The 21,442-nt window shown below is 67.1% G+C and carries 18 protein-coding genes and 1 tRNA gene; 7 read left to right on the forward strand and 12 right to left on the reverse strand.

Annotated features, from left to right (window positions below):
- Nucleotides 1-67 precede the first annotated feature (67 nt).
- From ACMAUO_RS17405 to ACMAUO_RS17420, 4 genes are all read left to right on the forward strand, one after another.
- Complete coding sequence (locus ACMAUO_RS17405) at nucleotides 68-571, forward strand: type III secretion system chaperone family protein (RefSeq protein ID WP_420358147.1); 504 nt, start codon at nucleotides 68-70, stop codon at nucleotides 569-571.
- Nucleotides 568-1,398, forward strand: a complete 831-nt coding sequence (gene proC / locus ACMAUO_RS17410; protein WP_420358148.1) for a pyrroline-5-carboxylate reductase — start codon at nucleotides 568-570, stop codon at nucleotides 1,396-1,398. Before ACMAUO_RS17405 ends, proC begins: the two co-directional genes overlap by 4 nt.
- Before the next feature lie 104 nt (nucleotides 1,399-1,502).
- Nucleotides 1,503-2,159 (forward strand): TetR family transcriptional regulator, encoded by a 657-nt coding sequence (locus ACMAUO_RS17415; RefSeq protein WP_420358315.1) that lies wholly within the window; start codon nucleotides 1,503-1,505, stop codon nucleotides 2,157-2,159.
- A gap of 76 nt (nucleotides 2,160-2,235) precedes the next feature.
- A tRNA-Gln gene (locus ACMAUO_RS17420) sits at nucleotides 2,236-2,310 on the forward strand.
- 448 nt (nucleotides 2,311-2,758) lie between these two features.
- On the opposite strand, the gene ACMAUO_RS17425 is transcribed toward ACMAUO_RS17420, so the two are convergent.
- From ACMAUO_RS17425 to ACMAUO_RS17435, 3 genes are all read right to left on the reverse strand, one after another.
- Nucleotides 2,759-3,028 (reverse strand): HU family DNA-binding protein, encoded by a 270-nt coding sequence (locus tag ACMAUO_RS17425; protein ID WP_114729562.1) that lies wholly within the window; start codon nucleotides 3,026-3,028, stop codon nucleotides 2,759-2,761.
- A gap of 456 nt (nucleotides 3,029-3,484) precedes the next feature.
- Nucleotides 3,485-6,205, reverse strand: a complete 2,721-nt coding sequence (locus tag ACMAUO_RS17430; RefSeq protein WP_420358149.1) for a glycosyltransferase — start codon at nucleotides 6,203-6,205, stop codon at nucleotides 3,485-3,487.
- 9 nt (nucleotides 6,206-6,214) lie between these two features.
- Complete coding sequence (locus ACMAUO_RS17435; protein WP_420358150.1) at nucleotides 6,215-7,564, reverse strand: calcium-binding protein; 1,350 nt, start codon at nucleotides 7,562-7,564, stop codon at nucleotides 6,215-6,217.
- A gap of 199 nt (nucleotides 7,565-7,763) precedes the next feature.
- On the opposite strand from ACMAUO_RS17435, the gene ACMAUO_RS17440 reads away from it, so the two are divergent.
- Both ACMAUO_RS17440 and ACMAUO_RS17445 read left to right on the forward strand, forming a co-directional pair.
- On the forward strand, nucleotides 7,764-10,595 hold the full coding sequence (locus tag ACMAUO_RS17440) for a glycosyltransferase (protein WP_420358151.1): 2,832 nt from the start codon (nucleotides 7,764-7,766) through the stop codon (nucleotides 10,593-10,595).
- Between the two features lie 189 nt (nucleotides 10,596-10,784).
- On the forward strand, nucleotides 10,785-11,801 hold the full coding sequence (locus ACMAUO_RS17445) for a sensor histidine kinase (RefSeq protein ID WP_420358152.1): 1,017 nt from the start codon (nucleotides 10,785-10,787) through the stop codon (nucleotides 11,799-11,801).
- Between the two features lie 6 nt (nucleotides 11,802-11,807).
- Here the strand turns inward: ACMAUO_RS17445 and ACMAUO_RS17450 are convergent, their stop codons facing one another.
- Together ACMAUO_RS17450 and ACMAUO_RS17455 are read right to left on the reverse strand one after the other, a co-directional pair.
- Nucleotides 11,808-13,697: an N-acyl-D-amino-acid deacylase family protein gene (locus ACMAUO_RS17450; protein WP_420358153.1), complete on the reverse strand. Its 1,890-nt coding sequence runs from the start codon at nucleotides 13,695-13,697 to the stop codon at nucleotides 11,808-11,810.
- Between the two features lie 237 nt (nucleotides 13,698-13,934).
- Complete coding sequence (locus tag ACMAUO_RS17455; protein WP_420358154.1) at nucleotides 13,935-15,977, reverse strand: NAD(+) synthase; 2,043 nt, start codon at nucleotides 15,975-15,977, stop codon at nucleotides 13,935-13,937.
- A 209-nt stretch (nucleotides 15,978-16,186) separates the two neighbouring features.
- Here ACMAUO_RS17455 and ACMAUO_RS17460 point away from each other — a divergent pair, with 209 nt between their 5' ends.
- The gene (locus tag ACMAUO_RS17460) at nucleotides 16,187-16,363 is read left to right on the forward strand and encodes a DUF1328 domain-containing protein (RefSeq protein ID WP_182950302.1); all 177 of its coding nucleotides are present in this window, start codon (nucleotides 16,187-16,189) and stop codon (nucleotides 16,361-16,363) included.
- Here the strand turns inward: ACMAUO_RS17460 and ACMAUO_RS17465 are convergent.
- From ACMAUO_RS17465 to ACMAUO_RS17495, 7 genes are all read right to left on the reverse strand, one after another.
- Complete coding sequence (locus ACMAUO_RS17465) at nucleotides 16,317-16,829, reverse strand: disulfide bond formation protein B (protein WP_420358155.1); 513 nt, start codon at nucleotides 16,827-16,829, stop codon at nucleotides 16,317-16,319. The genes ACMAUO_RS17460 and ACMAUO_RS17465 overlap by 47 nt on opposite strands.
- Nucleotides 16,826-18,190 (reverse strand): alpha,alpha-trehalose-phosphate synthase (UDP-forming), encoded by a 1,365-nt coding sequence (locus ACMAUO_RS17470; RefSeq protein WP_420358156.1) that lies wholly within the window; start codon nucleotides 18,188-18,190, stop codon nucleotides 16,826-16,828. The genes ACMAUO_RS17465 and ACMAUO_RS17470 overlap by 4 nt, the downstream gene beginning before the upstream one ends.
- Nucleotides 18,178-18,936, reverse strand: a complete 759-nt coding sequence (otsB, locus tag ACMAUO_RS17475) for a trehalose-phosphatase (RefSeq protein WP_420358157.1) — start codon at nucleotides 18,934-18,936, stop codon at nucleotides 18,178-18,180. The genes ACMAUO_RS17470 and otsB overlap by 13 nt, the downstream gene beginning before the upstream one ends.
- Before the next feature lie 82 nt (nucleotides 18,937-19,018).
- A complete protein-coding gene (locus ACMAUO_RS17480; protein WP_420358158.1) occupies nucleotides 19,019-19,870 on the reverse strand; it encodes a DUF2155 domain-containing protein in 852 nt (283 codons plus the stop codon).
- Between the two features lie 50 nt (nucleotides 19,871-19,920).
- Nucleotides 19,921-20,145: a hypothetical protein gene (locus tag ACMAUO_RS17485; protein ID WP_420358159.1), complete on the reverse strand. Its 225-nt coding sequence runs from the start codon at nucleotides 20,143-20,145 to the stop codon at nucleotides 19,921-19,923.
- Entirely contained in the window at nucleotides 20,142-20,708 is a 567-nt protein-coding gene (gene mlaD / locus ACMAUO_RS17490; protein WP_420358160.1) for an outer membrane lipid asymmetry maintenance protein MlaD, read from the reverse strand. The genes ACMAUO_RS17485 and mlaD overlap by 4 nt, the downstream gene beginning before the upstream one ends.
- Before the next feature lie 217 nt (nucleotides 20,709-20,925).
- Nucleotides 20,926-21,294, reverse strand: coding sequence for an NADH-ubiquinone oxidoreductase subunit NDUFA12 family protein (locus ACMAUO_RS17495; protein WP_420358161.1), 369 nt, complete (start codon nucleotides 21,292-21,294; stop codon nucleotides 20,926-20,928).
- Nucleotides 21,295-21,442: the final 148 nt, after the last annotated feature.

Consider the following 21,442-nt stretch of genomic DNA (forward strand, 5'->3'; position numbering starts at 1 on the left):
TTTGCAGACGTTCGGGGTCCGACGCACGACGCCGGCCCCCTCCCTCCACGGCCTAGGGGAGTCCCACATGCCTGCCCTCTCCATCTCCACTCCCAAGCATGACGCCAACCCGCTCGATCTGATGGAACAGATCGTCGGCGGATATGAATGGGCGTTCGAACGCCGCAACGATTCGGAAATGGCCGCCGAGGCCCCCGGGAAATGGTGCGACTACGGTCTGTACTTCTCCTGGTCGCGCGAAGTCAGCGCGATGCATTTCACCTGCACGTTCGATCTCAAGGTGCCGCACCAGCAGCGCCGGGCCCTGTTCGAACTGGTGGCACTGGCCAACGAGCGGTTGTGGATCGGTCATTTCGGCATGGATCTGGAAAGCGGCATGCCGCTGTTTCGTCACGCCGTCCTGCTGCGCGGCGCGCCCGGCGCGTCGATGGAAAGCCTGGAAGACATGATCGACATCGCCATCACCGAGTGCGAGCGCTTCTACCCCGCCTTCCAGTTCGTGCTGTGGGGCGGCAAGACCCCCACCGAGGCGCTCGAAGCCGCCATGCTCGACTGCGCGGGCGAAGCATGACCGAGGGAAAGACTCCGGCCGCCCCGCTTCCCCCGCTGCTGCTCGTCGGATGCGGGCAGATGGGCGGGGCGATGCTGGCCGGCTGGCTGGCGGACGGGCTCGCCCCGTCCGTCATTCTCGACCGGCACCGCGACGACATTCCGGCCCCGCACAAGGTCGTCCGCCAGGCCTCCGACCTGCCGGACGATTTCGCCCCGGCCCTGATCATCCTGGCGACGAAGCCACAGAAGGCGGCCGACATCCTGCCGTCCATCGCGCATTTCGCCCGCCACGCCCCGGTCCTGTCGGTCATGGCCGGCAAGACGGTCGGCGGCCTCACCGCCGCCCTCGCCGCCGCCGGCACCCCCGGCGCGACCGTCATCCGCGCCATGCCCAACACACCCAGCGCCGTCGGCCAGGGCATGACCGTCTGCTTCGCCCCACCCGCCGCGACCGATGCCGACCGCGCCCTCTGCACCCGCCTGCTCTCGGCGGTGGGCGACGTGGCCTGGGTGGCGGAAGAGGGACAGATGGACGCCGTCACCGCCGTCTCGGGCAGCGGTCCCGCCTACGTCTTCCTGCTGGCCGAACTGATGGAGCAGGCCGGCATCGCCCAGGGCCTGCCCGCCGACCTGGCAAGGCGGATCGCCCGGCGCACCGTCTCGGGCGCCGGCGCGCTGATGGAACGGTCCGGTATCGACGCGGCGGAACTGCGCCGCCGCGTCACCAGCCCCGGCGGCACGACCCAGAAGGCACTCGACGTCCTGATGGCGCCGTCAGCCTGGCCGGCGGAAATGGAGGCCGCGATCGCCGCCGCCGCGCACCGCGCGCACGAACTGGCATCCTGAGCGATGAACTTGCACGCGGTTACGCCGTAATTTAACCGCAATACGGACCAAGCCTTCCGGATCGGCCGGATCGGGCCACAGACCAGATGACCGTCAGAAAGCTTATGGATAACGATCAGTTCGACGATGCCCTGCTTCGCGCCGCCATGGAGCGTGCCGCCCTTTACGGTTGGGGGCGGCTCACCGTCGTCGACGCCGCGCGCGACGCCGGCGTGCCGCTGGACGAGGCGCGGCGCCGCTTTCCGGTCAAGACCGCCATCCTGCTGAAACTGGGCCGCCTGGCCGACGAATCGGCCCTGGTCGATGACGGCAGCACCGGCACCGTGCGCGAACAATTGTTCGACGTGCTGATGCGCCGTTTCGACGTCCTGCAACAATATCGCGAGGGCGTCCGCGCGGTGATGCGCGCCCTGCCGTTCGATCCCGCGCTGGCGCTGTTCCTGGGCGCCACGACGGCGGAGAGCATGCGCTGGATGGCCGGCGCCGCGGGCGTCGACATCTCCGGCCCGGCGGGCGCCTTGCGCATCCAGGGCCTGATCGGCGTCTGGGCCTACACGATGCGGGCGTGGGAGCGCGACGACACCGAAGACATGTCCCGCACCATGGCCGCCCTCGACCAGGCGCTGGACCGCGCCGCCCGCCTGGGCACCATGCTCACACGGCGCGGCGCCGGCACCGCCACGCCAGAGACCGGGCAGAGCCTGGACCCGATCGACCCCTCGATCGACCTGCCGCTCGACCCCCTGCCCGACCAACTGTAATCCCCGGCGCAGGAACCCTCTTTACGCGGCCCCATCCTTCCCTCTAGAAGGACGAGGCCGACACGATCCGGTCCAGTGGGGCGTAGCCAAGTGGTAAGGCAGCGGATTTTGATTCCGCCATTCGGAGGTTCGAGTCCTCCCGCCCCAGCCAAGCTGACAATATGATGAACTGCGTTCCCCGCCGACGCCCATGCGAAAACACGGCCAGGAACGACCGGCCGTGAGTCCGAACGGAATATCTTCATATTGATTTCGAAAAGAAAAATGATATTCAGGACAATGGCTGCCTGATCGCATCATCATGCGGTCATGACCAGCAAGACCGACGCAGACTATGCCTTGTGCGGCAGGCAACCATTGGTCACCTGATACCAGAATTTCACAATCAGGAAGACATACGCATCGGATTTCCGGCGTCGATCCTGACGGACCGCAATCGCAGCCATTCCCGGCACGGGCGACGCGACAGCCGCGCCGATACCGGACCTCTGAAGAACAGAACCGGCACACCCTCTCCGATCGCGCGGAGAAAGCCGATTTTCGCGCACCCGCGTCACGGGCACGGGCCACGGCTGCCAGGCAACCGTGGCCCAGGCGGATCAGACCGCCTTCTTGAGGTTCGGACTGGCCTTGAAACGAACGGTCTTGCCGGCCTTGACCTTCACCGGCTCGCCGGTGCGGGGGTTCAGCGCCTTGCGCGCCTTGGTCTTCTTGACCGTGAACGTCCCGAAAGACGGCAGGGTGAACCCGCCTTCCTTCTTCAATTCCTTGACGATGGCAGCCATCAGATCGGACGCAGCCTGGTTGGCGGCGACCCCCGTGCAGTCGATCGAATCCTGAATAACGGCTGCAATAAAGGCTTTGCTCATGTGTTCTCTCTTCTCCTGCCGGGTCCTGCAAATACATTCGCGATGGGCCGAACCGTTGCGACGCTCCAAAACAGCGGTCGCGGCTTTTAGCGCGCTGTTAAACCTTATGCCACAAAATTCTTCAATGCATGGAGATTCTTGCTGACGCGAACAGCGAAATAGCCACCCCTTCCCGAAACTGCCCGATTTCGCGGAAAACTGGACAAGAGCCGGGGAATGATAACGGATTCGCACCGCTTTTCCCGCGATGACCCGGCGGGCCTGCTGCGCGCCCATACCCGTCATTAGCGCGGATCGCGGCATGGATTTCGGGGTCTGGTCGAATCCCCGCCATCCGCCCTGGCATCTGCAATCCGCGCGGCAGCTCTGCGCGCCATTTCGACCTGGGCTAACGATGCAAGAGGGCTCGGCGCACTGCCAGGGTCGAATGGAAAATCCGGCTGCTGTTTCACCTGATCAGCCAGGGCCGGCCGGCAATCCTGCTTGCCATGCGCCGGCGGCGGCTCCCAGCAGTTCCAGCAACGTCATTGCCTGCTGTTGCCAGGTCACCAGTTGGCTCTTGCAGGGATTGACATGCCCCGCCAGCCGATCCGCCCGGTCCAGAAGCTCCGTCACCGCCGCCACAAGCTCGTCCGTATCGGCCGTCAGTCCGATCAATGTGCCATTCACGCCGGCAACAACGTCCTCCGCCTGCCCGCCCGGCGCCGATGCGATCACCCAGACATCGCGGGCCAACGCCTCGCGCACCGTCAGGCCATAACTTTCAGGCCAGCATGACGGAAACAGCAGCACATCGATGGATTCGAAAAAAGCGTCGATCGTCGCACCGTCATAAGCCGGCATCACCTCGACCGTGCCCCGTACCCGCCAGTCGGCCACATCGACGGCATTCATGCCCAGCACCGTCTTGGCATCCACCAGGCGCAGCACCCAGTCTCCACGCTCCAGCGCCTCGAACGCGGCACGGACCAGCGGATACCCTTTCACCGCCTCGACACCTCCGACATACCCGAAGCGCAGCGGCGCACCGGCCGGCCGCCGCGCCCTCGGCGTGACAGGCCAGCGGAAACCATTGCGATGCACCACGATCCGCGCGGGATCGACACCGTTGGCCAGATACAGGTCCCGATGCGTGGCACTCGGACTGAGCAGAAGGGCCGCATCGCGCAGGGCGGCCCCCGCCAGCGCCGCGCGATCCTGCAAATGCCGCGCCTCCGGCCGGCATCGCTGGCAGGCACGCAGGTCGATCCGTCTCTGCCCGCAGAAACGCCCGTCCTCGCGCACCATGAACTGCCTGTCGCACAGCCACCAGGAATCATGCAGCGTGATCACATAAGGAATACCCCGTGCCCGGCACACATCGACCAGCCCCACGCCCAGCCCCTGGGTGGCATGAAGATGGACCACATCGGGCCGGAATGCCGCGACATGCTGGTCGAACAGCGCGGCGGCCGCCGGATGATGAAACATCATGATCGGGTCCGCCGTCGGGGGCAGATCCACCGCCACCACGGGCACGCCGTCATGGGTATAGCGCATCGCCGCCGCCGGACGGTCCGGATCATGCCCGCCCCCCGGCCGCGTGGTAAAAACCGATAGTTCGGCCCGGCCACTGGCCCGCAGCCGCTCGACCATCTCCACGGCGACATGCGTGGCACCGCCGAAAGCCCGTGGCGGGTAATAGACATTCACGCACAGCACACGCAGCCGCCCGTCCCGCTCAACCGGTGGCGGGGCACCGAACACGGCCCGCAACTGGGTCTCCGCCACCCGCGCGGGGGCATAGCGCGCACCCACGTCGGCGCGCGCCCGCGCGCCCATATCGCGCCGCAACGCCCCATCCGCCGCCAGCGCCAGCACCGCGCGCGTCCACTCCGCATCCGTCCAGGCCAGCCAGCCGGTCTGTCCGTCAACGATCACATCGGCAAACGCCCGCCGGGGCGAACAGACCAGCGGCACGCCCACCGCGGCAGCCTCCAGATATTTGATATTACTCTTGGCATCATTGAAGATGCTGTCTTCCAGAGGCGCGATCGCAATATCCGCGCGCGCCATCAGCGCCAGGTAATCCGCATAGGACCGCCCGGCCAGAACCACGACCCGCGCCCCCATCGCCCGCATGAAGGGTGGCAGCGCCAATTCCCCGACAATCCACAGAACCAGCCGCGTATTTTCCGCCATCGCCGCCATCAGCCCCGGCGCCGCCGCAAGAAAATCGGCATCATGCGTGCGGGTGCCCGATCCGTAGATCACGACGACCGCCCGACCATCATCATTCCCACGGCGCGGCAGATCCAGGCATGCGGAACGGGCCGCATCCATCGTTTCCGCATCAAGCGCGTTATCAATAACGCCGACCTCCGCCACCCCGGCATCCCGCATCGCCTGCGCCAGGACGGGTGTGGAGGCAATGCCCCGGCTGCACCCCAGCATGCAGGCACGGAACAATCCCGCCCCGAACAGCAGCCGCGCGCGCTCCTGCTTCGCCAGCATCGCAAGATTGCCGTTGCGGGCATAAAGGTCACGGTCGAAGATCAGATCATCGACCTCCCACCAGGATGGAACGGCCAGCCGCCGCGCCTCCTCCAGCATGGCCTGAACCGAACCGAAAGCCGGCACGCGATAGAACACCACGCCGGAACAGAATTGCAGCGCACCCAGCGCATCGGCCGTATGCCGCCAATCCACCACCCGGCAATCCCAACCCAGCAGACGCATCTGTTCCACCCGCTGCCAGACACGATATTTCGCACACTGGCTCAGGCTGAGTTCCGCGATGATCAGGATCATGGGCGTCCACGCGACCGGCGCCACCGGCAACGCCACACCGTCACCCTGCGCCCCCTCCAGCCGCACGCTCCCCCCGCGCGGAAAAAGGGCACGCAAGACATATCCGAAAGCCGGCCCGACCCCGTCACGCCCAATCCTAGCCCACAGGCGCACGATCGCTTCCGTCAGCGGGCGGCCGAACGGATCACGCCCGCGCGTAACCGCCCGGATCATCCGCGCCACCCGCAGAAGGCGGCCGGAGAGCGCCCGATCCTGCATCGCCATCAGATGGCGCAACTGGTCGAGTTCCGCCCGCAGATCCGCCGCACGCGCTGCCTGGAGCCGCGCGCCAGCCTGCCCAAGGCCACCGTCGCCGGAAAGAGGCAGGCTGGAAGCGGAGCCGTCCACGCGCCGGGATCAGCTCAGGGTGAAGTCGCTGGTTTTCAGGTCGGCAATCCCGACGAACGTAATCCGCGTGCTGTCGGTCAACTGGATGGTGCTGTTGCCACCCGCGATGGTGGCGGCGGAAAGAATGGTCTGCAACGCACTGCTGTTCTGATAACCATATTGATACAGCGCGACCATGTTCCCCGCCGCACTGCCGAAATCGGTGATGACGTTATCCCCCCCGCTGCTGGCCCCGTTGGTGAAGGCAAACAGATTGTCGCCAGCACCGCCCGTCATGGTCGCGCTGGCGGTGCCGCCCACCAGCGTATCGTTGCCCGACCCGCCGACAAACGTCACGTTGCCGTCATCGGCGAAGGCATGCAGCGGACTGCTCGCCTGCGCGCCATCCAGGGTCTCGTTCCCTGCATTGGCCACGAACAGGGTCGGCCCGGATGCCCCCAGCGTCATGGTCAGGCCCGCCGCGCCGAAGATGGTGGATTGCCCCGCCACCACGCTGGTCATGCCGGTGCCGTTCAGGAAGGTCAGGCTGCCGGCAACGCTTATCGTATTGCCGTTCCCTTCCGAAACCTGAAGGTTTCCAGCAGCGGAAATCGTATCGGAGATCCCCCCCGCGATCGTGCCCGAAGAGCCGGTGAACACGACCCGGTCCTGCGCCCCGCCGGACACGGTGCTGCCGCCACCCACCGAAACGATGCTGCCGGCCGCCTTGTCGACGACGGTCGCATTGTCGCCCAGCAGAACCAGCGAACTGCCGGCATGGATCGTCACCGACTGGGTGCCGAGCGTCCCGACAATGGTATCCGTTCCCATCGAATCGACAGAGTTCGACCCATCTCCAAGGAAGATCCGATTCTCGCCGCTTCCGGCATCGACGGTATCATTGCCGCCGCCGGTCACGACCAGGTCATTGCCCATGTCCATATTGATGGCAAAACTGCCGCTTTGACCAATAAAGACGTTGTTGCCGGCCGTCGCCAGGAAGCTGCCGCCAGCCGCCCCGCCCAGGAAGGTCGTCCCCCCCAGCGTACCGGAAATGACATCCACCGGCGTCGTGACCTCATGCGCGTCGATCTCCACCGGCGCCATCAGCACGGCAGGCGACGCGCCACCCGACAGCGCACCGGCCACGATGTCGACGTAAGCCCCATCCAGCGCATAGGCGCCGCCGACCGTGATCACCCCGACCGAACTGCCGACGCCGGCGGAATTAAAGCCATTCTGTAATGTGGAAAAAGTCTTGCCCGGGGCGCTTTCGCGCAAAGTCTTCGCATAGGCATTGGCCAGGGCAAGCGTATCGCCGCCATCGACCGTCACGTTCACATTGGTGCCCGAGGCACCCATCACGGTTACAATCGCCACAGCCCGCTCCCCGACATTGCCTGGCCGGACGACAACACGTCATCAGCCATTACGAACCGATCCGCGGCCACATCGCATGACGATGTGCGCCCGGAATGACGGGACCATGTAAGCGCGGAGACCTTCCCAAAATATTAACATCCTGTCGTGCAGGATCGAAAAATCATACGCCACCGCAAGAGGGACGCGCGACATTCCGATGGACGCAGACAACTGGCACCCCCTTGGCCACACGCAGGACGGCCCCGCGCTGCTGGGCTGCGACGCGCTCGACCCCTATTTCCTTCCTCCCCCGGCCCTGGACCCCGATCCCGCCATCAATGCGGTGCTGCCGTTCCTGGGCTGGGTCCTCACCCTCGCCCGGCCGCACATTGTCGCCCTGCTCCCTGACCGTCCCGCCCCGCGCCTGTTCCTGGACGAACGGGCCCGCCACCTGCGCCTGCCCATGACATGCCACAGCACTGCGGCGCACATGCGTCCCGGCACATGCGACCTGCTCTGGGTCGCCCTGCCCCCCACTGGCACGGAGCCCCCCGCACCGGACCAGCTGGCCCCGCTTCTGTCACCGCGCGGCGCCCTGCTGCTGTACGGGCTGAATACCGCAACCGGCCACCACGCATGGTCCCGCTGGCTGGCCGGCCGCCCGACCGCAACCCTGAATCTGGGCGGCGGACTGACCGTCGCCCTGCCGGAGCCCACCCCCGGCACCGGGCACCCCCACCCGCTCGCCGGGCTGTGCGGAGCGCTGAACGGCACGCAGGGCGATCGCGTGGCCGCCAATCTGGCCAGCCGCTTCGCCGCCATCGGCGCGCACTGGGCCACCCGGCGCACCCTGGCCGATACCAGGGCGGAACTGGCGGAAGTCCGCGCGGCCCTCAGCCGCGCCCGGCTGGACGCCATGGAATTGCGGCTGGAACGGAACCGCGCCTCCACGGCCGACACGCCAACGGCCACCACCCCATCCGAACACAAGACCCCCCCGCCTCCCGCACCGCCGCCCCCACCGCCCCTGTGGACCCGCCTGTCCCGGCGACTGGCGGGCCCATCCCACCCCGTCACCATGCCACCCGCCGCGCCCGCACGGGCCCGCCTGCCCGTCCGCACGGTGCTGTTCATCTCCGGCGAACCGGCGACGCCGGGCACGATCTATCGCGTCGATCGCAACGCAGCCGCCTGCCGCAAGGCCGGATACGACACCCGCAGCCGCGCCTGCGCCGCCATCGGCCCGGACGACATGCTGTGGGCCGACCTGGTCGTCCTGTGGCGCGTGGAATATAGCGGCCATGTCGATACGCTGATCGAGATGGCCCGCGCACGCGGCACCCTGCTGGCCTTCGACGCCGACGACCTCGTGTTCGAACCCGCGCTGGCGCGCGGCGACCTGATCGACGGCATCCGCATCAGCCCCGCCCCGGTGGCGCGGATCGAACGCATGTATGACGATATGCAGCGCACGCTGCGACGCTGCGATCTCGGCCTCGCCACCACCGACACGCTGGCCGACCGGATGCGTCCCTTCACCCCCCTGACGGTAACCGTGCCGAACACCTGCGACCAGCCAATGCTGGACCGCTCCCGCCATGCCGCCCGACGCCGCGCGGCCACCCCGCCCGACGGGCTGGTGCGGATCGGCTACGCCACCGGATCGCGCACGCACCAGCGCGATTTCGCCCGCGCCCTGCCGGGCCTGCTGGCCGTCATGGCCCGGCGGCCCGACGTGCGGCTGGTCCTGTTCCGCGAGCCCGGCGGCGGCCGCCCATTACTGCTGACCGAGGAATTCCCCACCCTGCACGCCCGCGCGGCGCAGATCGAATGGCGCGACATGGTCAGGCTGGACGCCCTGCCCGACGAACTGGCAAGGCTCGATATCTCGATCGCCCCGCTGGAAACCGGCAACCCGTTCTGCGAGGCCAAGAGCGAACTGAAATTCTTTGAAGCCGCATTGGCCGGCACCTGCACCGTCGCCTCCCCCACCGCGCCCTTCCGCGCCGCGATCCGCAACGGCGTCACCGGCCTGCTGGCCGACAGCGACGCGGAATGGGAAGACGCGCTGATCCGCCTGGTGGACGATCCCGCCCTGCGCGCCCGCATGGCGCGCGACGCCCTGCATACGGTCCTGTGGGAATACGGCCCCCAACGACAGGCCGCCCTGATGGCGCTGACGATCGCCTGCCTGGCGGGCGGCCAGACCACCGCGCGGGCCGGCGCCCAGACACTGGCACGCGGCCCCGCCCGAGCCCGCGCGATACCGGCCATCCTCGACAGCGAGACCCTGCTGCATCACGACCAGTTGCACAACGCGGCGGTCACCGTCGTCATCACGGCGTACCAATATGCCGATCACGTCATCGAGGCCCTGGACTCGGTCCGCCACCAGACGCTCGCACCGCTGGACCTGATCGTGGTCGACGACGCCTCGACCGACGACACCGTCGCCCTGGTCAGCGGCTGGATGGCGCGCCACGGCCAGCGCTTCAACCGCCTGCTGCTGCTGCGCGCGCGCCAGAATGCCGGGCTGGGCGGGGCCCGCAATATCGGCATGGCCGCCGCCGAAACCCCCTACGTCATGCAACTCGATGCCGACAACCGCCTGCTGCCCGATGCCTGCGCCCGCCTGCTGGATGCCATCCAGCGGGAAGATGCCGGCTTCGCCTACCCGATCATCCGCCGCTTCGGCCGGGCCGACGGCGTGATGAGCGATCTCGCCTGGCATCCGGCGCGTCTGGTGGGCGGCAATATCGTCGATGCCATGGCGATGGTGGCGAAATGGGCCTGGGCGGCGGCCGGCGGCTATTACGTGCGCCGCAACGCCATGGGATGGGAGGATTACGACCTCTGGTGCAGCCTGGCCGAACTGGGCATCGCCGGCACGCATGTGCCCGAAATCCTGGCCGAATACCGGGTCCACGACGCCGCCATGACCGACAACGTCACCGAACGGGCAGCGCACAAGCAGCGCGTGGTCGCCCTCCTGCGTACCCGTCATCCCTGGATCCGCCTGACCGCGCCAGACGCAAGAAGCCGGGAATGAACACAGGCCACGCCTGCGAACAGGACCGTGCGCTCCCCAGAATTATCTGCATCTCCCGACCCCGCCGTGCTAGAACCCGTCCGACGATTGTCCTGCGCTCACTCACGGTCGAGCCGCCGGGAATGTCGCCTATACCGCGTCAGGGAGGCTTTCGCACCGCGAGCCTCTGACAGTGGGGAGGCATGTCTTATGTCGGAACCTGCCACCAGCACCTCGGACAAACTGACCCTCGCTCTCGTCGCCGCCTCCAATACCCCCGTCCTGCTGCTCGACGGCCATCTGGCGGTGATTTCCGCCAGCGGGTCCTTCTGCAATGCCTTCGGCCTCGATCCCGCGCAGGTGGTCGGCCACCCCCTGGTGGCGCTGGGAGAGGGCGAGTGGAACGTCCCGCAGCTTGCGTCCCTGCTCCAGGCAACGGCCTCCGGCCGCGCGGCGGTCGATGCCTATGAAATGGATCTCGATCGCAAGGGGCGGGAGACACGCCGCCTGGTGTTCCATATCCGCAATCTCGATTATGGCGACCCGGAGAATATCCGTCTGATGGTCGCGATATCGGACATCACCGACGCGCGCGCGGCAGAGCAGCACAAGCAGGCCATCCTGCGCGAAAAGGAAATCCTGCTCCAGGAATTGCAGCACCGCGTCGCCAACAGCCTCCAGATCATCGCAAGCGTCCTCATGCAGAGCGCCCGCCGCGTCCAGTCGGAGGAAAGCCGGGCCCATCTGCGTGACGCGCACCACCGGGTGATGTCCATCGCCGCCCTGCAAAAGCAGTTGGCCGTATCGGGCGACACCGATGTGGAATTGCAGACCTATTTCACGGATCTGTGCCGGAGCATCGGCGCCTCGATGATCCAGGACCCGGAAGAGATTTCACTGGTCGTCGAAGCGGATTCCGACACCACCAGCGCCGACATCTCGGTCAGCCTCGGCCTGATCGTCACCGAACTCGTGATCAACGCGCTGAAACATGCCTTCCCCGACCAGCGAAAGGGCGCGATCCGGGTCACCTACCAGTCCCGCCCGTCCGGCTGGACGCTGTCGGTGGCGGATAACGGAATCGGCATGCCCTCACCTTCGGAAAAAATGACGGTCGGCCTGGGCACGAACATCATCAAAGCCCTGGTCAGGCATCTCGACGCCACGATCGAGACCGTCGATACCGCCCCCGGCACGAAGATCATCATCACCCACCCGGCCCCCTGACGCCCGTCAGGACAGGTGCCGCTCCAGCGGATGATCCTTCGCCCGCATGACGCGCCCATACGCCCGCTCTCCGAACCCATCGGCATAGCGGTCCCCCTCCCACACGATCCGCCCGCCGATCATCACATTCCGCACGACGCCCACCGGACGGTTGACGACCTGCCGGCACCCGAGCTGGCTCCGATGCAGGAAATGATAGGTCTTCTCCGGGTTCCACCGTTCAAGCGCCGCCGGGTCGATCACGCACAGATCCGCCTGCGCGTCCACCCGCGCCACCCCCGCATTGATGCCGAAAAACGCGGCCGGCAGCGCCGTCAGCCGATGGACGGCGCGGGAAACCTGCGCCAATCCTTCCCACTGCGCGATCTTCAGCGTCCGCAGGTTGCCATCATAGAAACCGATATTGGCCAGATGCGCGCCGCTATCGTTGAATCCCGGCAATGTCTGGTCATGGAACAGCAATTTCCTGAGCATCGCGGGATTCCGGTTGGCGATGGTCGTCTCCCAGCGCAGGTCGGTATCCCACGTCCGCAGCAGGTGCAGCAGAAAAGCCGCGTCATCGCCGATCGGGTCGGGAAAGCCCGCGAAGAATGCGGCCTCGGCATCGCGCGCGCGCGGAAAGCGGCCATTGGCCGCCTGAAAGGCCAGAAGCCTGCGATAGGGCGCCTCCAGGCTCTCCCCCACCCAATGCGCCAGCGGACATTCCGCAACGACCATGTCATCCAGCCGCCGGCTCAGCACCACCTCCTCACAGCGCAGCCGCCGCAGCAGCCGCGCCACCGACCAGCCCCCCTTCCCCCTGAGCCACATCTTCCGGAAGGATTCGACCCATTCAGGATCGTTCAGAATCCGCACCCGCCCGGGCCGATCATCGAGTTCCAGTTCGTTGAGCGCCCGGAACTCCGCGATTTCGTCCGCCAGCGGGTTGATGGCGCCATCACTCCAGATCCGGAAGGGCGACGACATGGCCTGAAAGCGCAATTCGCCTTTCAGCAGCCACGAATTCAGAAACGAGGACAGCAGCAGGCAGAGATACATCGCCAACCGGTTGGTCTGCAGATCGAGCGCCGCCAGCACCGTCGTCCTGAGTGGCCGGCGATACAGCCGCCCGCTGGTCAGCATGAAACTGCGCACGGCGGCAAGGACGTCGTCCTTGGCCGGCGTCGCCTGCCACAGCCGCCCATGACGCCGCACGATCCCCGTCAGCCGCGCCAGTTCCCGGAACCCGGCATATTGCGTCGGAATCCTTTTCTTCTTGTTCGGCGCATTCGCCAGAAAGTGAAACGGCAGCGCATCGGTCGAGAACCCCGCATAGCCCTGCGCCATGCCGGCCTCCAGCAACTGCTCCATGCGGGCCAGTTCCCGCGCGCTGGGCGGCCCGCTCACCGACCCGTTCAGGCCCATGACCTCGATCCGCAGCATGGAATGCGGAATCATCGGCACGACATTGGGGCCGAGCGGCAGGCGCTCCAGATGGTCGAGATAGCCTTGCGAATCCGTCCACGTACAGGCATCCGCAACGCGCTTCAGAACCGGTTTGGGCATGTTCTCGACCCGCGCGAAGCAATCCACGATCGGGTCCTCGCCCTCGCGCCGCTGATGGCCATAGGTCACGCCGATCGAGCAATTGCTCATGACGACCGTGGTGGTGCCATGCCGCACCACTTCCGGCAGTTCGGGGGCGAGTTCCACTTCCAGGTCAAGATGCGTATGGATGTCGAGCAGCCCCGGCATCACCCACAATCCACGGCAATCGATCTCGGTGGCCCCGTCATCCACCGCAAGATCACGCCCGATGGCGGCAATCCTGCCGTCCTTTACGGACACATCCGCAACAACCGGCGCTTTTCCAGATCCGTCGAAAAAAATACCGCTGCGATAAAGAAGATCTGCCATCCGGGTCTCCAGAAGCGTAGCTGGGACACATGATGGACCCGTATCGCCGGGGCGGGAATGCTTGCACTACATTCCGCCTGCCTGATTATAACACCATGCACCAGATGAAGTTCCAGAAAAAAATACCGGAAATTTAACGATGGGCCGCCAGACGGCCGGTAAAAATCAAAACAGATCTTTTTTCCGATAATCTATATTTAGAATAAATCGCAACCGAAACCCGGCATATCTTGCCGATCAGGCGTGGGGAACGTTGCGTTCCAGTTCTTCAAGCCACAGGCGCGCATTGCCATCCGAAGGCGCCCGCCAGTCGCCACGCGGCGACAGGGCGCCACCGGCCACCACTTTCGGCCCGTTGGGCACCGCCGAACGCTTGAACTGGCTGAACCCGAAGAAGCGGCTCAGAAAGACCGACAGCCAGTGCCGGATCGCCGGCAGGTCATAGGCCACGCGCCGATCGGCCGGAAAGCCCGGAGGCCACGTCCCCGCCGCCGCATCGCGCCACGCGATCTCCGCCATGTACGCAATGCGCGAGGGCCGGAACCCATGGCGCAACACATGGTACAGCGTGAAATCCTGCAAGGCGTACGGCCCGATCTTCTCCTCGGTGCTCTGCAGGGCCTGGTCGGACCCGGCCGGGATCAGTTCGGGCGAAATCTCGGTGGCCAGGATCGCCTCCAGCACCCGCGCCGCGTCATCCTCCACCCGGCGGGAGGCGACGACCCAGCGGATCAGATGCTGGATCAGCGTCTTCGGCAGCCCGGCATTGACGTTGTAATGCGACATCTGGTCGCCGACGCCATAGGTACACCAGCCCAGCGCCAGTTCCGACAGATCGCCGGTCCCGATCACGATGCCCCCATGCTGGTTGGCCAGCCGGAACAGGAAATCGGTGCGCAGCCCCGCCTGCACGTTCTCGAAGGTCACATCATATTGCGGCACGCCGTGGGCAAAGGGGTGGCCCATCTGTTCCAGCATCATCCGCGCGGTCGGGCGGATATCCAGTTCCGCCGCCGCCACGCCCAGCGCCTGCATCAGCGCCATGGCGTTGGACTGCGTGCCGGCGCTGGTCCCGAAGCCGGGCATGGTATAGGCCAGCACCGCATCGCGCCCCAGGCACAACTCGTCGGCGACCCGGATCGCCACCAGCAGCGCCTGGGTGGAATCCAGCCCGCCGGATACGCCGATCACCATCTTCCGTGCCCCGGTCGCCACAAGGCGCTGCTTCAGGGCCGAAACCTGGATCGTCCAGGCCTCGAAGCAATCCTGCTCCAGCCGCGCCGGGTCGCTGGGCACGAAGGGAAAACGCTCGATCCGGCGGAACAGGCCCAGATCGCCCGGCGGCGGCGCCAGCGCGAAGCCGATCCGGCGCCACGCTCCCCCCTGCCGCACGGCGCGGCAATCGGCAAACGTCCCCATCCGGGCGCGTTCCTGCCGCAGCAGATCAAGGTCGACATCCGCCACCGCCCGGTGCGGCCCCTGCGGAAAACGCTCCGTCTCCGCCAGCAGCGCGCCGTTTTCGTAAATCGAAACCTGCCCGTCCCAGGCGAGGTCGGTGGTCGATTCCCCCTCACCCGCCGCCGCGTAGACATAGGCGCACAGCGCGCGCATCGATTGCGAGCGGCACAGCAGGTCGCGCTGGTCGGCCTTGCCCACCGTGATATCGCTGGCCGACAGGTTGGCGATCACCGTCGCCCCCGCCAAAGCCGCATCCGTGCTGGGAGGGGCCGGTACCCACACATCCTCGCAGATCTCGACGCCGACCACGAATCCGGGCAGATCCTCGGCCTCGAACAGCAGGTCGGTGCCGAACGGCGCCGTCTGCCCCGCCACATGGATCGTCTGGCAGCACAACCCGGCCCCGGCGACGAAATGCCGGGCCTCGTAGAATTCGCGGTAGTTCGGCAGATAGCTCTTGGGCACCACGCCCAGGACGGTCCCGCGATGCAGCACCACCGCGCAATTATACAGCGCGTCGCCATGCCGCAGCGGCGCCCCCGCCACCACCACCGGCATCAGCCCGGCGGTCGCCTCCGCCAGGCTCGCCAGCGCGCTCCCCACCGCATCGAGCAGCACGTCCTGCTGGCGCAGGTCGTCGATCGCATAGCCCGACACGCCCAGTTCGGGAAACACCGCCAGCGCCACGCCTTCGGCATCGCAGGCCCGCACCATGTCGGCCATCCGCGCGACATTGGCCGCCGGGTCGGCCAGCGCCACCGGCAGCGTGCATCCCGCCACCCGCGCGAAACCCTGACGATAGAGAGAGCGGAAATCCGGCACGATAAGTCACCCGCCTGCTGGAAGCCCCACCCGAACACGGAAAGGACGATTGAACCGCCCCATCGGGGCACGGGCCGAAGCCATCACAACACCGCCATAACAGATCGTAACCCACGAATCCGCGAACGAAAACGCAACCCGATGGACAGCCAGCTATTGAAGCCATGACGGACCATCCGGTCCAGACACATGAATCGGAGGATATCCCGATGGATCTCTTACGCTGGACGCTGATCTTCCTCGTCCTGGCCCTGCTGTCAGCCGCCCTCGGCTTCGGCGGCTTCGCGGCCGATTTCGCCTATATCGGCAAGATCCTGTTCTTCATCTTCCTGGTGCTGTTCATCGTCGGCCTCGTTTTCGGCCGCGGGAGAGGCAGTACGCTATAACCGCCAGCACACCGGCCGCGTACAGCCCGTCCATCGCGGCCATGGACAGCGGCAGCGCGCCGACCAGATAGGTCGGCGCGTCGCACGGCTTCGACGGGCGCACGGGCATGGCGGCCAGGCGCTCGGCGAACGTGCCGGGATGAAAGACCGGCGCGCGACATTCCGGCAGCGGGCTGGGCCACCATCCCTGCTCCACCCCGACATGAACCGCCGAAAGGCCACAGGCCGCCAGCATCACCGGAACAGCCAGCCACAGCATGGCCCGCGCCCCCTGCCCGCGCGCCAGGGCGGCCAGCAGGCCAAGCCCCACCAGCACGCGCCAGGGCCAGCGCTCCCACAGGCACAGCCCGCACGGCACTTCCCCCAGCCCGTATTCGACCCAGGCCGCGATCCCCAGCGCCACGCCCCCAGCGACCACCAGCACGCCACCCAGCACCCATCCCGGGCCCGCGTTCCGCCGCTTCATGATGTTCCGGGCGAAGGCATCGCGACCGGGGGCGCCTCGTCCAGCGCCTTCAGGAAGTCCCGCGCCCAGAATCCCGCCGTGGTCCGGCGCACGTCCTCGTCCAGACGGCTCCAGCGCCGCTGGCGTTCCTCCAGCCCCATGGTCAGCGCCTGATGCAGCGCATCGGCGATCTCGTCGGCGTCATAGGGATTGACCAGCACCGCCTCGTCCATTTCCGGCGCCGCACCCGCGAAATGCGACAGCACCAGCACGCCGGGGTCGGCCGCGTCCTGCGCCGCGACATATTCCTTCGCCACCAGGTTCATCCCGTCGCGCAGCGGCGTGATCAATGCCACGTCGGCCATGCGATAGAACCCGGCCAGGATATCCCGGGCCACCGGCCGCGTCAGGTAGCGGATCGGCGTCCAGTCGAACTCGGCATAGGCGCCGTTGATCCGCCCCGTCAGTTCATCAAGCTGGCACCGGAGTTGCCGATATTCCTCCACATCGCCGCGCGAGACGGGGGCAACCTGCAGGAACGACACCTTGCCCCGATGTTCGGGATAACGGGCCATGAACGCCTCGTAGCCCCTGAAGCGCTCCGGCAGGCCCTTGGAATAATCCAGCCGGTCCACGCCCAGGATCAGCGCCGTCCCGCGCAGGCTGGCGCGCAGGCGGTCCGCCTCCTCGCGCCGCACGCTCTCCTCGGCCTGCTCGCGGAATTCATGCGGATCGATCCCGATCGGAAAGGCCCCCGCCCGTTCGGCCAGCCCGTTCAGGCGGAAGGCGTGGTTCAGGTTGTCCGCATCCTCTTCGGTCTGCACCCCGATCAGGTCGTAGGCCTGCATGTCTTCCAGCAGCAGCTTCGCCCCCGGCATCGAGCGCACGAGGCTCCAGGGCGGCACGGGAATATGCAGGAAGAAACCGATCCGCCCCGTCACGCCCAGGTCGCGCAGCGCCTGGCCCAGCGGAAACAGATGATAGTCATGGACCCAGATCACATCGTCCGGCTGCAACAGCGCGCGCAGGCAGCGCGCGAACATGGCATTGACCTCCAGATAGGTCTGCCAGTCGCGACGCGAATAGTTCATCAGCCCGACACGGTAGTGAAACAGCGGCCACAGGATGCCGTTCGAGAAATTCTGGTAGAATCCCTCGTGCTGGCGCGCCGTCAGGTCGATCGTGGCATAGGTCACGCCATCGACCTCATCCATGCCCACGGCGGGGTCGCCCTCGAATTCGGACTGGTTGCCCGACCAGCCGAACCACAGCGACTCCCCGCCGCGCAGCGCGTCCTTCAATCCCACCGTCAGGCCGCCGGCCGGCTGCAGACGCTCGCGCGGCGAAGGCACCCGGTTGGATACGATGATCAGACGCCCCATGAATCATCCCCTCCGCCCGCGAGAGTCGCCAGCCAGGCGCGAAAGGCGGCGGGATCGGGGAAATCCCGAGGGATGCGGAACCCCGCCCCGCCCAGCGCCTCGGCCGCGCGAATGCCGTCCTCGTCCGTCACGTCGTCGCCGACAAAGATCGGGTGCCGCCCGGCGAAGGGCGGCGACTGCATCAGCGCCGCCACCGCATGGCCCTTGTCCACGCCATGGGGCCGGATTTCCCAGGCCATCTTGGCCGTCTGCACATGGAAGCGCCCGTGGGTCGACGCCACCCAGGATTCCGCGGCCTCGCGCAGCACATCCGCCATCTCGGGCGCGGCGCGGTAATGCAGCACGAAGCCGGCGGGCTTGCGCTCGATCCGCACGCCCGGATGCTGCGCGGCCAGGGCCTCGGCGGCCGGCAGCCAGGTCGGCGGCATGGCCGGCAGTTCGGCCCGCACGATCGGGCCGTCCGGACGATGCCGCACCGCCAGCCCATGCTCGCCGGCCACGGCAAACGGCACGTCGCCGAGAAAATGGTCGATCTGATCCACCGCGCGGCCCGAAATCACCGCCAGCGCATCGCCGCATTTCGCCCGCAGCCGCCGCAGCACGTCCAGCAGGCCGGGAGACACGACCACCGATTCAGGCGTCGGCGCGATATCGACCAGCGTGCCGTCAAAATCCAGCAGCAGCGCCGCTTCGCCGGGCGGAGGCATGAACCGGCCGGCCGGACCGGCATAATCCGTCGGGCTCATGGGCATTCTGGACTCCTTGGGACCGAAGGCTTGTCATTCATCCCGAACCGACACCGGCGGGACAGGTTGCTTTCTGCCCCCGTCAGGGGGGCAGGAGGGATTGCGGCTGCCCGGGCTGGGCCTGCGATGCCGGTGGGGCGGTCGACGCGGGCGGCGAGCGGGACGGCGCGACATTACCCGTTGCAAAAGGCACCGGCGGCGGCAAGGCCATGGGCCGCCCCGCCCGCTGCATGGCGGCACCGGAAGGCTGGCGAGCGGCACCCGGCACCGGCGCGTCCTCGTCAGGCGGCGACAGGGAGAGCGGCGCCCCGCCGAAACGCGCGGCGGGCGCCGCTGCAGGCGGGGCGGAGGCCGCGGCGGGCTGGCCCGTCGGCGGTGCCGCCGGAACCGTCGGCACCTGCGGCCCCGGCGCGCCCGGCACGGGCGGCGTATTCTGGCCCGGCGCACCCGCCACCGGCTGATCGCCCGGCTGCGTCGCGGCGGCCGCCAGCCCCGCCAGCGGAGGCGGAATGGGCGCCACCGGGTCGCCCGCGCAGCCGATGAGGCGCACGGCATAGATCGGGTCCTGAAAGACGCCCAGGAACGGTTCGCCCGCCAGCATCCATCCGTTGAAGCCGGGGCCGTCCTGCCTGGTATCGCGTACCGCCAGCCATCCCGCCGCATCGGGCGTCAGCGTCGCCGGCCGGTCGCGGCAGGCGCCGACATGGATCGTCAGCGCCCTGAAAGTCGCATCCTGCCCCACCGGAATGGTCAGCACCTGCACGCTGGAATCCAGCGTATCCAGCACCCGCACGGTGGCGACGGAGCGTCCCTGCCAGGTATCGGCGGGATAGATCGCAGGCGGCGCCACGATCTCCTGCGCGCGGGCCGCCATGCCGCCGGGCCCGCCACGCCATGCCGCCAGCACCAGCAAGGCGGCCAGCGTCGCACGCAAGGGCCCCGTCCGGCCTGATACCGGGCGCAACAGGCGCAACCTGTCCCGCCTCACGATCTCGGGCTTCGCAACGCGGCCGCGACCTCCATGATCACCTGGCGCATGCCTTCCTCGTCCACACCGATCAGCACCGCGTCCTCGAACGTGTCCCGCATGACCTCGCAAAGCTCGGCATAATTCTCGTTCAGCACCCGGATCTTGTCCTGGCAGGAAACCGGCGCGCCATCCGATTGGTGCCAGATCGCGGGCGGCGGCGGAAGCGCGGCCCCGCTCATGGCTGGTCGCTGTCTCCGGTATGCCCTGCCGAAGGCTGGCCGCTATCCGGAGTCGCCGCCCCCTGGTTCGCGCGCTGCTGGTTGGCCTTGGTCATCGTATCGGTCACCGAGAAGATGAAGCGGCTGAGCAACTGCTCCAGGCTGATCGCCCCCTGAGTCTCGGTGATCGCGCCGCCGGGCTTCAGCATCGCATTGTCGGCCCCCGGCGACAGGGCGACATATTTGCCGCCCAGCAGGCTGTCGCTGGTGATGATGGCCGCGCTGTCGGTCGGCAACTGCACATCGGGGCGGACGGTAAAGGTCACCTGCGCCTTGAAACTGGATGGATCGACGTGCTCGTCAACCACCTGCCCCACCGTCACCCCGGCCAGCCGCACATCGGACCCAACCGAAAGCCCGTCGATATGGGCAAAGGACGCATGCAGCCGATAGCCGGTTTCATGCCGGCGCCCCTTGTCGACCACCGCCAGGGCCAGAAGCCCGCCCAGCAGTACAAGAACCCCGCACCCGGCGGCGAGTTCGGCCGAACTCCGGCTCACCCGGCCTGCAACCGCACTGACCATTCTGACTCTGTTCCCCAATTCACAGCACGGAGACTGCTTGAAAACGGCCGCCGCCAACAACCCGACGCCTGTCTCGCGGCCCCGGCACACGGCCCGAAAGGCCGCTCCGACACCCAAAGACACACGCAGGCCACCGCCGATTCAGGCCGCGCGCGACCCAGCATCAACAGCATTCAGGCAGTATCAGGGCGGACCTTAACAGGTTCCGCCCACCGTTTCACCCTTCGGGAATCCAGGCCTCGTAATCGCTGGTCGAAACCGCACGGCGGCCACCGCGATAGTCGCTTCCGGGCGGATGGTAAGCATCCACCGTCCCGGTCCGGTTGCCCGGATACGGGATCTGCCACGGCTGGCGCGCGCTCTCGGGCAGGGGTGCATCATCGACATGGTGCAGCCACCCCCACCATTCGGGCGGCACGACCGAGGCATCCTCGCCCTTGTGGTAGATGACCCAGCGTTCATGCCGCTTCAGGCCGCCGCCGGTACGATTCGCGGTGCGCGCCTCGTAATAGCACCGGCCATCGGCATCCTTGCCGACCAGCCGACCCTTGAACTTGGTATAGATGCGGGTGCCGAGATTTGCCATGCGCCGAGGATAACCCCCTTTCCGGCGGCCGGTCCACCCGGTGCGGCGGGACTCGCCCGTTCACAACTCCGGGATCGGGAAACCACCGACTTATCCCCCATATCCACAATATACAGTGGTCTGTATAGTCTGGGACCCACCATATACG

It is taken from the genome of Gluconacetobacter brunescens (assembly GCF_048695475.1).
In the GTDB taxonomy this organism is placed as follows: domain Bacteria; phylum Pseudomonadota; class Alphaproteobacteria; order Acetobacterales; family Acetobacteraceae; genus Gluconacetobacter.